13 protein-coding genes and 1 other RNA gene are annotated in these 12,688 nt (G+C 57.9%); 4 read left to right on the top strand and 10 right to left on the bottom strand.

All coding sequences use genetic code 11. The annotated features are described in order from the left end of the window. Window positions 1–61: 61 nt before the first annotated feature. Window positions 62–1,483 (top strand): PLP-dependent aminotransferase family protein, encoded by a 1,422-nt coding sequence (locus tag GNG26_RS04860; protein WP_156237935.1) that lies wholly within the window; start codon window positions 62–64, stop codon window positions 1,481–1,483. 142 nt (window positions 1,484–1,625) lie between these two features. On the opposite strand, the gene GNG26_RS04855 is transcribed toward GNG26_RS04860, so the two are convergent. The 3 genes from GNG26_RS04855 to ffs all read right to left on the bottom strand — a co-directional run bounded on the left by GNG26_RS04855 (window position 1,626) and on the right by ffs (window position 2,460). Further along, window positions 1,626–1,844 (bottom strand): hypothetical protein, encoded by a 219-nt coding sequence (locus GNG26_RS04855; RefSeq protein ID WP_032616855.1) that lies wholly within the window; start codon window positions 1,842–1,844, stop codon window positions 1,626–1,628. Beyond that, window positions 1,841–2,092 carry a hypothetical protein gene (locus GNG26_RS04850; protein WP_039032396.1) on the bottom strand — a complete coding sequence of 84 codons (252 nt, stop codon included), beginning with the start codon at window positions 2,090–2,092 and terminating at the stop codon, window positions 1,841–1,843. Before GNG26_RS04850 ends, GNG26_RS04855 begins: the two co-directional genes overlap by 4 nt. Window positions 2,093–2,363: 271 nt before the next feature. Continuing rightward, window positions 2,364–2,460, bottom strand: an RNA gene (ffs, locus tag GNG26_RS04845) — signal recognition particle sRNA small type. Between the two features lie 154 nt (window positions 2,461–2,614). On the opposite strand from ffs, the gene GNG26_RS04840 reads away from it, so the two are divergent. Continuing rightward, window positions 2,615–2,950 (top strand): MGMT family protein, encoded by a 336-nt coding sequence (locus GNG26_RS04840; protein WP_168194659.1) that lies wholly within the window; start codon window positions 2,615–2,617, stop codon window positions 2,948–2,950. A gap of 33 nt (window positions 2,951–2,983) precedes the next feature. Here GNG26_RS04840 and GNG26_RS04835 read toward each other — a convergent pair whose 3' ends face one another. After that, window positions 2,984–3,553: a YbaY family lipoprotein gene (locus GNG26_RS04835; RefSeq protein ID WP_156237934.1), complete on the bottom strand. Its 570-nt coding sequence runs from the start codon at window positions 3,551–3,553 to the stop codon at window positions 2,984–2,986. A 208-nt stretch (window positions 3,554–3,761) separates the two neighbouring features. On the opposite strand from GNG26_RS04835, the gene tesB reads away from it, so the two are divergent. Further along, window positions 3,762–4,622, top strand: a complete 861-nt coding sequence (gene tesB / locus GNG26_RS04830) for an acyl-CoA thioesterase II (RefSeq protein ID WP_103178494.1) — start codon at window positions 3,762–3,764, stop codon at window positions 4,620–4,622. A gap of 96 nt (window positions 4,623–4,718) precedes the next feature. Here tesB and amtB read toward each other — a convergent pair whose 3' ends face one another. The 5 genes from amtB to GNG26_RS04805 form a co-directional block, all read right to left on the bottom strand. Continuing rightward, window positions 4,719–6,005 (bottom strand): ammonium transporter AmtB, encoded by a 1,287-nt coding sequence (amtB, locus tag GNG26_RS04825; RefSeq protein ID WP_032616850.1) that lies wholly within the window; start codon window positions 6,003–6,005, stop codon window positions 4,719–4,721. Between the two features lie 33 nt (window positions 6,006–6,038). Continuing rightward, window positions 6,039–6,377 (bottom strand): P-II family nitrogen regulator, encoded by a 339-nt coding sequence (gene glnK / locus GNG26_RS04820; protein ID WP_032616849.1) that lies wholly within the window; start codon window positions 6,375–6,377, stop codon window positions 6,039–6,041. A gap of 196 nt (window positions 6,378–6,573) precedes the next feature. Continuing rightward, window positions 6,574–8,352 (bottom strand): SmdB family multidrug efflux ABC transporter permease/ATP-binding protein, encoded by a 1,779-nt coding sequence (locus GNG26_RS04815; RefSeq protein ID WP_156237933.1) that lies wholly within the window; start codon window positions 8,350–8,352, stop codon window positions 6,574–6,576. Next, window positions 8,345–10,117, bottom strand: coding sequence for a SmdA family multidrug ABC transporter permease/ATP-binding protein (locus GNG26_RS04810; RefSeq protein ID WP_156237932.1), 1,773 nt, complete (start codon window positions 10,115–10,117; stop codon window positions 8,345–8,347). The genes GNG26_RS04815 and GNG26_RS04810 overlap by 8 nt, the downstream gene beginning before the upstream one ends. Before the next feature lie 30 nt (window positions 10,118–10,147). Further along, the gene (locus GNG26_RS04805; RefSeq protein ID WP_168194496.1) at window positions 10,148–10,606 is read right to left on the bottom strand and encodes an Lrp/AsnC family transcriptional regulator; all 459 of its coding nucleotides are present in this window, start codon (window positions 10,604–10,606) and stop codon (window positions 10,148–10,150) included. A gap of 115 nt (window positions 10,607–10,721) precedes the next feature. On the opposite strand from GNG26_RS04805, the gene GNG26_RS04800 reads away from it, so the two are divergent. Then, the gene (locus tag GNG26_RS04800) at window positions 10,722–11,768 is read left to right on the top strand and encodes a PLP-dependent cysteine synthase family protein (RefSeq protein ID WP_114387777.1); all 1,047 of its coding nucleotides are present in this window, start codon (window positions 10,722–10,724) and stop codon (window positions 11,766–11,768) included. Window positions 11,769–11,809: 41 nt separating this feature from the next. Here GNG26_RS04800 and cof read toward each other — a convergent pair whose 3' ends face one another. Beyond that, the gene (gene cof, locus GNG26_RS04795) at window positions 11,810–12,628 is read right to left on the bottom strand and encodes an HMP-PP phosphatase (protein ID WP_103824050.1); all 819 of its coding nucleotides are present in this window, start codon (window positions 12,626–12,628) and stop codon (window positions 11,810–11,812) included. Window positions 12,629–12,688: the final 60 nt, after the last annotated feature.

Below are 12,688 nucleotides of genomic sequence, written 5' to 3'. Positions count from 1 at the left end.
TTTTATCATTGCCTGAAATGGCCCTATGATTAATGACCAGTTTTCAAAAAGTGGACTGCCTGTGTCATCACGTCGATTTGGAAGTCAGTCATTAGTGCGTCTGCTGGGTCACTGGCAGGAGAGCCCTTCCCGTACCCCGCTGTGGCGACAGCTGGCCGATGCCCTGCGCCTGCTGATCCTGGACGGCAGGCTGGCGCTGGATACGCGCCTGCCGGGAGAGCGGGAGCTGGCTTTAACGCTGGAAGTCAGCCGGACCACCGTCAGCAGCGCCCTTGCCCATCTGCGGGATGAGGGCTACCTCGAAAGCCGACACGGCAGCGGATCGCGGGTGATCCTGCCCGACAGCCGCACGCCTCCTACCCGCGCCAACGCCAGTGCGGCGCTGGATCTCTCCACCGCCGCACTGGGCGCCGGGCCGGAGATCCATCAGGCCTATACCCACGCCCTGACCGCCATGACGCAGCATCTGACGCAAACCGGCTATGACCAGCTGGGATTGCTGGCCCTGCGCGAAGCTATTGCCGCACGCTATACGGCGCGCGGCCTGCCGACCCGGGCGGAAGAGGTGATGGTGGTTAACGGCGCCGTCAGCGGGTTGGCGCTGGTACTGCGCATGTTCACCGGGCCAGGCGATCGGGTAGTGGTGGATCACCCCACTTACCCGCTGGCTATCGCGGCGATTCAGGGGGCATCCTGCCGCCCTGTCGGGGTGTCTTTGCCGGAGACCGGCTGGGATATTGACGGCTTTGCCGCCACCCTCGCCCAGACCGCGCCGCGCCTGGCTTATCTGATGCCGGATTTCCACAATCCCACGGGCCGCTGCATGGATGCGACGAGCCGGCAAGCTATCGCCGCGGTGGCTGCCCGGGCCCGTACCCTGCTGGTTGTCGATGAAACCATGGTTGATCTCTGGTTCGATGCGCCTCCCCCTCCGCCGCTGGCTGCCTTCTGCCCGAACGGCAATGTCATTACCCTCGGCTCGGCGGGAAAAAGTTTCTGGGGCGGCCTGCGTCTGGGCTGGGTTCGCGCTCCGGCGCGCACCATCGCCACGCTGGCGCAAACGCGCGATACGCTCGATCTCGGCTCGCCGCTGCTGGAACAGCTGGCGACCCTGTGGTTGATTGAGCAGGGCGAAACCTTTTTACCTGCCCGACGGCAGATGCTGCGTGAGCGACGAGATGGCTGTGCCGCGCTACTGCGGGAGCATTTTCCCGACTGGCGCTTCCAGGTACCGGAAGGGGGCTTATCCTACTGGGTGGAACTGCCGGATATGCTGGCCACTCAGCTCGCCACCCGCGCCGAAGCGGCGGGTATTCATCTGGGGACGGGGACGCGGTTCGGGCTTTCCGGGGCGTTTGACCGCTACCTGCGCATGCCCTTCTCTCTGGAGCCAATGGCGCTGGAAAACGCCCTGGTGCGGATCAAGCCGCTGTGGTTGGCGCTGATTAACGGTGGGCAAAACGTAAAACGTACGCTGGTGTAATCGCCTTTTCGCCGTGGGCGAGTGCAACGTTGATATTAATTACGGGAAAAAAGTGAGCGGGCGCACAAATAATCGCGCATAACGGGCAATTTAAAAATGTCTGACTGTAGTTGTTACAGTCAGACATTTTCAGCATGGGAGGTCAGTGCTGAGCAGGAATAGGAAAACCTTTCAGGGAAATAACAAAACTATCGCCTTCTTTCTTTATTTTTGCGCCGGTATCACACCAGTCAGACGCAATTCGAAAGAATTCATCACTGCCAACATCCCAGCCCAGGCGGACATGTTTGACATAGCCAGAGCGCAGAAGCGTGCAGGCTTCGGAGTAGCTGCTGGCGGTTGATTGTTGATGTTGTTTCATTTTTTCTTCTTCAGAATTTTTCTTAGTGCTTTGATTTCTTTAGGAGTAAATGGAGCTACACTCTCTTCTTCCGTATGCTGATTGTCGATATCCTCCTCCGTCACTCCCGCCTCATCTGCTACAGCAAATGCCATCTGCAGCAGCTTCTCAGTGGTAACGCTGAGATTCTCATTATTCACTTCGGCATAATGACGAAGTTTCTCTTTCAGCGCTTCGTCAATTTTTACATTCAGGACTGCAGTCGTCATCGTTTTTACATCCCTGGCTATTTTTTCTTAAATTAATACACGAAGTTAACATTATTATCCAGATATATATTCTCTGCTTATACATCATAAAAATGTCACACTTACCCTGCAGAAAATTTATGACAGAATAATGACAACCATGTTTCAGTATGATGACAATTTGCGAAATATACAGGTCGGTTTAAAAATATATAATATGCGTACTGTTGTTGAGGATAATGGCGCTGATGGGCTTTGAAGCGATGCTGAGGAGAGCAGAAATGGGTGGGGGCCCTGCCAGCTACATCCCGGCACACACGTCGTCTGCCCTGGCTGCTTCCTTCCGGACCTGACCTGGTGAACAGAGTAGCGTTGCGGGAGAACCAACAGAGCCCCCATTGAGAGCGTTGTTAACCAACGCGCTGGCGCATTATCACTGTACGGGATAGCAATTGCAAGTTAACCGCGTCCGGGTGATGTTTTATTGCGCAAAGCGTTTACAGAGTGGGCGTTTTCTTCCTGTCTTGTCCGTAAATCTTTATCATGCCCTTAACACAGGAGCACAAAATGGACGAGCACGACTCTTTTCCCCAGCGGGTATGGCAGATAGTGGCCTCGATTCCCGAAGGCACGGTCACCACCTATGGCGAGGTGGCGCAGCTGGCGGGTTCTCCCCGTGCAGCGCGGCAGGTAGGCGGCGTGCTGAGAAGGCTGCCTGAAGGCAGCACCCTGCCCTGGCATCGGGTGGTCAACCGCCACGGAGCGATCTCTTTAACCGGGCCAGATTTACAGCGCCAGCGTCAGGCCTTACTCAGCGAAGGTGTGCAGGTGTCGGGAAGTGGGCAAATTGATATGCAGCGTTATCGCTGGCGGTATTGAACTGCCCCTCTCAGACGAGAGGGGCATGAGGCATTAAAGCTGGGTTGGTGCCGGGGTAGCCGTAGAGGGGCTAACCTGAGTTGGTGACGTTGACGGCACCGTTGTCGGCGCACCGCCGCCAGGCTGCAGCGGCAGCGAGGTCTGCTGTACCGGCACCAGGACCAGATCGGCTTTGGTACCGCCCTGGTTGATCACCGGTTTAACGATATCGGTCATCAGGACAACCTTATCGTCGATGGTGATAGCTGCGCTCAGCAGGATGCGGGCGTTAGGCTGAACATCCGCCGGGTTAAACGGCAGTTCAAATTTAAATGGCGCCTGTTTACCCTCGGTACGCGTCGCCCGCTGCGCCAGAACCTTCGATGGCGAATCCGCCAGCGAGGCATCAGACACGGTAACGGTTAACACTGCATCCGGCGGTAAAGCCACCTTCTGGCGGATCCAGATTGTACCTGAGACATTTGGCTGCTGAATGGTCGGCTGCGTCGCTACGCCAGCAGTGTTAGGGTTCGGCGCTGGCGTCTGAATGTCTGCGCTTTTGTCCGCGCAGGCAGAGAGAGCAACCGCTACCGCTAAACCACTTAACATGTGCACGAGTTTCATTGAGTTCTCCTTATCATCAATGCACCAGCGGGATCGATACCGCCAGATGAGTGGTTAACATAAAGATAACGAGACTAAGTGTGGCACAGATCAATTATTTATGCCTGGAATCCCCCTGTTATTCAGATTATTGCACCCATCGGACCACTTGCATTTCTGCGTTATACTCTGCGTATCTTTCGCCACGGCGTATTAATTGAGGACGACTATGAGTCAGGCACTAAGCAATCTGCTGACATTATTAAACCTGGAAAAAATTGAAGAAGGACTCTTTCGGGGACAAAGCGAAGATCTGGGGTTACGCCAGGTTTTCGGCGGCCAGGTTGTGGGACAAGCCCTCTACGCTGCAAAAGAGACCGTACCCCAGGAGCGCTTTGTGCACTCCTTTCACAGCTATTTTCTGCGCCCTGGCGACAGCCAGAAGCCCATCGTGTATGACGTTGAAGTCCTGCGCGACGGCACCAGTTTCAGCGCTCGCCGCGTGGCGGCGGTGCAAAACGGCAAGCCAATTTTTTACATGACCGCCTCATTCCAGGCACCGGAGCCGGGCTATGAGCATCAGAAAGCGATGCCCCCTGCCCCCGCGCCAGACGCGTTGCGTTCGGAGACGGACATTGCCCGCGCGCTGGCGCATCTGCTGCCCCCGCAGGTTAAAGAGAAGTTTCTTTGCGATAAACCACTGGAGATCCGCCCGGTTGAGTTCCATAACCCAATGAAGGGTCATATCGCCGAGCCTGCCCGTCAGGTCTGGATCCGCGCGAACGGCGCGATGCCGGAAGATTTCCGCGTCCATCAATATCTGCTGGGTTATGCCTCCGACTTCAACTTTCTACCGGTTGCCCTGCAACCGCACGGTGTGGGCTTCCTTGAGAAAGGGATGCAGGTTGCCACCATTGACCATTCAATGTGGTTCCACCGTCCGTTTAATATGAATGAGTGGCTGCTGTACAGCGTGGAGAGTACCTCGGCGTCGAGCGCCCGCGGGTTTGTTCGTGGTGAGTTTTATACCCAGGATGGCGTGCTGGTGGCCTCCACCGTGCAGGAAGGAGTGATGCGCAACCGCGGCTGATATGAAAAAGCCGGGTGGCGGCTTCGCCTTACCCGGCCTACAAAAGCACAATCCGTAAGCCCGGTAAGCGTAGCGCCACCGGGCAATACTTTAACTTTACGCGTTGTATGCGTTCTCGCCGTGGCTGTTGACGTCCAGACCTTCGCGCTCCTGCTCTTCCGGTACGCGCAGCCCCACCGTCATGTCCGCCAGTTTGTAGCCGATAAAGGCCACCACACCCGACCAGACCACCGTGATGGCGATACTTTCCAGCTGAACCAGAACCTGATGGCCCATGGTCACGCCTTCCGCATAACCCACGCCGCCAAGGGACGTTGAGGCGAAGAAGCCGGTCATGATGCAGCCGATAATGCCGCACACGCCATGCACGCCAAAGACATCACACGGGTCGTCCACACGCAGAACACGTTTCAGCGCCGTTACGCCCCACAGGCCGGCCAGACCCGCCACGATACCGATGATCAGCGCGCCACCGACACCGACGAAGCCACAGGCCGGGGTGATGCCCACCAGACCGGCAATGGCACCGGAACAAGCACCCAGCAGCGAAGGCTTACCGCGTACCGCCCACTCGCCAAAGATCCAGGAGAGGATAGCGCCCGCCGTCGCCACAACGGTATTCACGAAGGCCAGCGCCGCGATTTCATTTGCTGCGCTTGCTGAGCCAGCGTTAAAGCCAAACCAACCGAAGTAGAGGATAGCTGTGCCAGTAAAGACCATCGGCAGGTTGTGCGGTTTGAACGCTTCTTTGCCGAAACCGACGCGTTTGCCAATCAGGTAAGCCCCCACCAGCCCCGCTACCGCGGCGTTGATATGCACAACGGTACCGCCCGCAAAGTCCAGTGCGCCATGAGAAGCCAGCAAGCCGCCGCCCCAGACCATATGCGCCACCGGCACGTAGGAGAGCGTGAGCCACACCACCACGAAGATCAGCACGGCGGAGAAGCGGATACGTTCCGCCAGCGCCCCGACAATCAGCCCGACGGTGATACAGGCGAACGAGCCCTGGAACGCCACATGGATGTACTGATAGAAGCTGCCCATGACCGCGGTCAGCTCGATATTTTTCAGCATCGCCCAGTTAAAGCTGCCGAAGAAGGCGTTGCCTTCCCCGAAGGCCAGCGAGTAGCCGTAAACCACCCACAGCACACAAACCAGCGCAAAGGTCACCGTCACCTGGGTGAGCATGGAGAGGACGTTTTTGCCGCGGATCAGGCCGCCGTAGAAGAGCGCGATCCCCGGAATGGTCATAAACAGCACTAGCGCGGTGCAAATCATCATAAAGGCGTTATCGGCTTTGTCTGCTACCGCGGGTGCAGCCATTGCCAGCCCCGGCAACAACGCCAGAGACCCCAGACCTGCTTTAAGTGTTGTTGTGTTCATTTTCTCGATCCCTATCACTGTGTGCCTGCTGTTTTACAGTGCCGCTTCGTCGGCTTCGCCTGTACGAATGCGAATAACGCGTTGCAGCTCAGCAACGAAAATTTTGCCGTCGCCAATTTTGCCGGTGTAAGCTGCTTTGCTAATCACGTCGATGACTTCATCCAGCTGATCGTCGGCAATCGCCACGTCAATCTTCACCTTTGGCAGGAAGTTAACGCTGTATTCCGCGCCACGGTAGAGCTCCGCATGCCCCTTCTGTCGACCAAAGCCTTTCACCTCGGTGACGGTCAGCCCTTGAATACCCATTGAAGAGAGTGCTTCACGCACGTCTTCGAGCTTAAATGGTTTGATTACCACGGTAACCAGCTTCATATATCCCCTCCAGTCAGAATTCGGTTTTGGCGAGCTAACGAAGGAGGTATTGCAAGGGGTGTGCCAAAAGTGAAAAGGGCGTGAATACGAGGCATAACGATAGATGGCGAAAAAAAACGCACCATGACAGTGCAGGGTGCGTTTCATTTTTGCACCAACCGATTCAGCGGCTGGCAGGTTGCTTAATTTTAGTGCATCAGGCGCTGAGGGACTCCTCCCGCGCGCTGGCGGCCAGCTCTTCGCCAGCGAGCTGCAGTTGATACATTTGCCAGTAACGCCCTTTCGCCTCAAGCAGTTGCTTATGGGTGCCGCGCTCAACCGCCTGGCCGCGATGAAGCACCAGAATGGTATCTGCCTCAACAATGGTCGACAGACGGTGGGCAATCACCACCAGGGTGGTGTGCTCGCGTACCGCCGCCAGCGCCTGCTGGATAGCCTGCTCGGTGCCGGAATCGATGCTGGCGGTGGCTTCATCGAGGATGAGCACCTGCGGTGTATCGATCAACACCCGGGCCAGCGCTAATAGCTGCTTTTGTCCGACTGACAGATTGTTACCCTGCTCGCCCAGCCGGGTATGGATACCGTCGTGCAGGCCGCGGGCCAGCTCCGCCAGCTGTACTTTCTCCAGCACGTCCCACACCTGCTCTTCGCTAAAGGGCCGCCCCAGCGTCACGTTGGCATAGAAGGTGTCGGCCAGGACCACCGGATCCTGCTGCACCATCGCCACCCCTTTACGCAACACGGCGTGGCTCAGGGTCGACAGCGGGCGCCCATCCAGACGAATTTCACCTTCGGTGAGCGGGTAGTAGCCCATCAGCAGGCTGGCGAGGGTACTTTTACCGCTGCCGGTATGCCCCACCAGCGCGACAAAGCTGCGGGACGGCACCGTCAGGTTGATATCCTGCAATACCAGACGATCGTCGCGATAGGCAAAGGAGACCTGATCAAATTCAATCGCCCCGCTTTGCAGCTCGCGCTCGTCATCGCCATAGGCCTGGCGCGGGCGATCCATCAGCTCAAAGACGCGCTCACCGGCGACAACCGCCTGCTGCAACATCGACTGCTGGGTAGTGAGTTCAATCAGCGGCTCATTAAGACGGCCCAGATAGCTGATAAAGGCATACAGCACCCCCACTTCGATGGTGCCACGGGCGGCAAAGCCAAACTGCATCAGCAGTCCGCACAGTACCAGCGCCGAAAAGAGGCTTAACAGCGGGCGCAGCAGGAAACCGTCCAGACGCAGGGTCTGCATGCGGGCCATGTAGTGTGAGCGGCTGGCCTCGCCCATCCGCTCGCCAAAGCGCGCCTGCTGACGGAACTGCTGAATCACGCTCATGCCATTGATGACCTCGTTAAAGCCATCGTTGATATCCGCCAGATAGGTCCGCACCCGGCGCACAATCGGTGTGCTGTAGCGCTGGTAGATGATCATCACAATCATCACCGCCGGGAAAATCGCCATCGCCACCAGCGCCATGCGCCACTCCAGGCTGAACATCGCCACCAGCATGGCACCCACCAGCGCCGCGCTGCGTAGCACCGTCGCCACCACCGTGACATAGAGATCGCGGATCACTTCCGTATCGTTAGTCACGCGGGAGATAATCTGCCCGACAGGCTGGGTATCGAATGCGCTCAGCGGCTGGCGCAGCGCGGCGTCCATCACGTCGGTGCGCAACTGCTGCACCACCCCGACGGCAGCCTGGTTAAAGAGCAGCGACTGGGCATAGTGCAGCCCCGCCGCCAGCAACTGTAGCCCGACATAGGCCACCGCCAGCCCGGTAACTAAACCGAGCGGCAGATAGTTTTTCGCCACCATGTTGTCGATGAAATAGCTGATCAGTAGCGGCCCGGTCACTTCGGCTATCGCCGCAACCCACAATAGCACCACCGCCAGCGTCAGCGGCTTACGCCACGGCGAGCCATACGCCAGCAGGCGCTTCAGGGTAGGCCACAGCTGGGAAAAACTACGCATCGGCGGCCTCCTCGTCCGTTTCCGGCACCTCATCCAGCGCCGCTTCCAGTTGTTGATAACGGTACATATCGCGATACCAGCCCGGCTGTTCCGCCAGTTGTTCATGCTGCCCGCGCTGGGCAATGTGCCCGTGCTGCATCACCAGAATTTCGCTCGCCTCGGTCAGGGCCGAGAGACGATGGGCGCTGATGATCACCGTGCGCCCCTCCCCCCACTGTCGCAGGTTATGCAGGATCTGATGTTCAGTACGGCCATCGACGGCGGAAAGGGCATCGTCGAGGATCAGGATCTCGGCGTTAAGCAGCAGCGCGCGGGCGATGGAAATACGTTGTTTCTGCCCGCCCGACAGCATCACGCCGCGTTCGCCCACTTCGGTTTCATAGCCCTGCGGCAGGCGCAGGATATCGTCATGGACGCTGGCGAGACGGGCGACATGCTCGATCTCCTCGCGTGTGGCGTGCGGACAACCCAGCGCAATATTATTCGCGACGGTATCGGAGAAGAGGAACGGCGTCTGGCTCACCACCGCAAGGCGGCTGCGCCAGCTATCCAGCCGCAGCTGCGGCAGCGGAATATCGTGGAAGCGGATCTCACCCTGAGGGATATCGAAGTGACGCTGGATCAGCGACAAAATTGTGCTCTTTCCGGCGCCTGTTGGGCCGCAGATGCCCAGCATCTGCCCCGGTTGCAGCGTAAAGTGGACGTTTTCGAGCGTCACCTGTTCCGTCTGCGGATAGCTAAAGGCGCGGACGGCGACATTCAGCTCGCCGCGTCCGTTTGGTACTGTCTCGCTACCGTCGTTGACCACCGGCGCTTCGGCGAGCATGGCGCGGATCCGGCTGTAGGCCGCGCTGCCGCGCTCGACAATGTTGAACATCCAGGCCAGGGCCAGCATCGGCCAGATCATCAGCCCCAGATACATGGCAAAGCTGGTCAGCTGCCCGAGGGTCAGCGAGCCGTTAATCACCATCCAGCTCCCGCCGCCAATGGCCAGCAGGTTAGCGGTGCCGATGGCGATATAAATCGTGGGATCAAAACGGGCGTCAATCCGGGCGACGCGCAGGTTTTTAGCCCCGGTATCCGCCGCGTCGGCGGCAAACAGCGCCGACTGACGATCCTCCAGGCCAAAGGCTTTGATCATCCGGATACTGGTCAGGCTCTCCTGAGTACGGTCGTTAAGAGAGGAGAAGGCCGCCTGCGCCAGCTTGAAACGCTGGTGAAGCTGGTCGCCGTAGCGTTTGATCGCCAGGGCCATCAGCGGCATCGGCAGCAGCGCCAGCAGAGTTAACTGCCAGCTGATTTGGGTCGACATGACGATCAGCACCGCGCAGCCCATCACCAGCGAGTCCACCAGGGTTAATACCCCTTCCCCGGCGGCAAAGACTACGCGATCCACGTCATTGGTGGCGCGGGCAATCAGGTCGCCGGTGCGGTGACGCAGATAAAATTCCGGATGCTGGCGGCTAAGCTGGCGGTAAAAATCTTCCCGCAGCTCGACGGCAAGCTGGTATGACGCACCGAATAACAGCACGCGCCAGACATAGCGCAGCAGGTAGACCACCACCGCCGTCAGGACCAGCGTGCCGATCCACATCATCACCCGTGCGGTGGTGTAATGCTGTTCCGTAACGCCATCCACAACGTAGCCCACCACTTTTGGCGGGATGAGCTGCAGAATGGCAATAATAATAAGCAGGGCGACTGCACCGAGATAGCGTTGCCACTCCCGGCGAAAGTACCAGCTTAACTGAGCAAATAATCGCACGCGGTCTTTTCCTGAGGATTGTATTCCGGGTTATTCAATGGGTAAGGCGGTGGTGTATTTTATCTGTTCCATCGCAAAGCTGGAGGTGACATCCGACAGACCCGGCACGCTGTTGACCAGCCGTTTATAGAAGTCATCATAGCGCTTCATGTCTGCTACCTGTACGCGCATCAGGTAGTCATATTCGCCCGCCATGCGCCAGAAGCCCAGCACTTCCGGCATCTGTGAGACCACGCTGACGAATCCGCAGTACCAGTCGCTACTGTGGTGCTGCGTTTTTATCAGCACAAACGCGGTCAGGCCAAGCCCCAGTTTTTCGGGATCGAGCAGCGCCACACGCCCCAGCAATATGCCTTCGTCTTCGAGCCGTTTCAGGCGTTTCCAGCAGGGCGTGGTGGTCAGATTAACGGCATCCGCCAGCGCCTGCAAAGAGAGGGTGCAGTCGCTTTGCAGTAAGGAGAGCAGCTTACGGTCAATTTTATCTAGCATAACCACCCCGCAGAGAAAATTTTTCTCCTTACATTCTATTTTAAAGGCCAGATAGCAACAATTTTTTCTGTGCTTTTCGCTATGCTGGGCACAAAATGACAAATGGATAATTTCGATGAATAGCACCTGGGTCAAAAACGCCATCAGTGAAATTAACGCTGATTATCAGCGCTCGGCGGACACTCACCTTATTCGCCTTGCCCTGCCCGGTTTTCCGGGTATCCAGCTTTATCTGAAAGACGAAAGTACCCACCCCACCGGCAGCCTGAAACACCGTCTGGCGCGCTCGCTGTTCCTGTACGGGCTGTGTAACGGCTGGATCAATGAAGGCACCACCATTATTGAATCCTCCTCCGGTTCTACCGCCGTCTCTGAGGCCTATTTCGCCCGCCTGCTCGGCCTGCCATTTATCGCCGTTATGCCGTCGTGCACGGCAAAGCGCAAAATCGAACAGATCGAATTTTACGGTGGTCGCTGTCACTTTGTGGAAAGCGCCTGTGAAATTTATGCCGCCTCAGAGATGCTGGCCCGGGAGCTGAACGGCCACTATATGGACCAGTTTACCTTCGCAGAGCGGGCCACCGACTGGCGCGGCAATAATAACATTGCCGACAGTATCTTCCGCCAGATGCAGAATGAGCCCCACCCGGTACCGGCCCATATCGTGATGAGCGCGGGCACCGGCGGCACCTCGGCCACTATTGGCCGCTATATTCGCTGCCAGGGTTACGATACCCGTCTTATGGTCGTGGATCCGCAGAACTCTGTATTCCTGGATTACTGGCAGCAGCGCGATCCTGCTCTGCGCAGCCCGGTGGGGAGCAAAATCGAAGGGATTGGCCGCCCGCGCGTCGAACCGTCGTTTATCCCGGACGTGGTGGACGAGATGCTCCGCGTGCCGGATGCCGCGAGCGTCGCCACCGCCCTCTGGCTGGAAACACAGCTGGGCCGCAAGGTGGGGGCCTCAACCGGCACCAACATGTGGGGCGCGTTACAGCTGGCCGCGCGGATGCGTGAGGCTGGGCAAACCGGCTCTGTCGTGACGCTGCTGTGCGACAGCGGTGAGCGCTATCTGGAGACCTATTACAACGCCGAATGGGTGAAAGCGAATATTGGCGATGTGGCGCCATGGCTTGCGGAAATCACCCGGCTGGTAAAATAAAAAAAAGCCAGACGTTCGTCTGGCTTGCTGGAAGGGTCTCACTATTCGGGGGAATAAGGAAGATCAGGTGTATCCAGCCAATGGGTTAAGAAGTGGGACACGGCCTCGTTGCGGCAGTGTCCAATAACCGGTAAATGCGCCAGCTCGGCGATCAGCTGTGGCATCGCATTGCCCATAATCAGGCCGCGCCCCACGCTGCCCAGCATCTCGCGATCGTTCATCGCATCGCCAAACGCCATACACTCCTGCAGGCTCAGGCCCAGATGTTCGCTCAGCACCGCTAGCGCGGAGCCTTTGTTGCACCCTACCGGCAGCACCTCCAGACAATCGATGGCCGAGAAGGTGAGATGCGCGCGGCTGCCCAGCGCCTCGTTGAGCTGAATGCGCAGGCGGCACAGATCGTCATGATCGCCGCAGAAACAGATTTTCGTCACCGCATGGGCCGGGATACGGCGCAGATCGGTCAGCTGATACTGGAAGCCGCTATAGACGTGCGCTTCGAGCAGCGCCGGGATTTCCTTGCCTGTCAGCCAGCCGGTATCGTTAAAAACGTGAATGCTGGCCTGCGTATCCCATGTGCTGTGCAGCACCTGTTCTGCTACATCCGGGGCGAGATCCTGACGATAAAGCACATCCCCTTCCAGAGAGTGAATGCGCGTGCCGTTGCCGGTAATCAAAAAGGCGTCGAGGGAGAGCGCCCCCATTAAATGACGCATCTCCAGCACATGACGGCCCGTGGCGAAGGTGAGCGTGATATCGCGCTCACGCAGCCGCTTAAGCACGCTTAGCGTCTTATCACCTAAACGGTGATCCGGCATTAACAAGGTGCCGTCCATATCAAATGCCGCCAGCCGCGCCATGGGAACTCCAAAAATGTGAAGGGGTAACTTGTGCAACAGTATTGCCTGGTATATACGGAA

The organism is Leclercia sp. J807, from assembly GCF_009734465.1.
In the GTDB taxonomy this organism is placed as follows: Bacteria; Pseudomonadota; Gammaproteobacteria; order Enterobacterales; family Enterobacteriaceae; genus Enterobacter.
The sequence above is the reverse complement of the archived record's forward strand: the minus strand, read 5'-3'. Positions and strand labels throughout refer to the sequence as shown.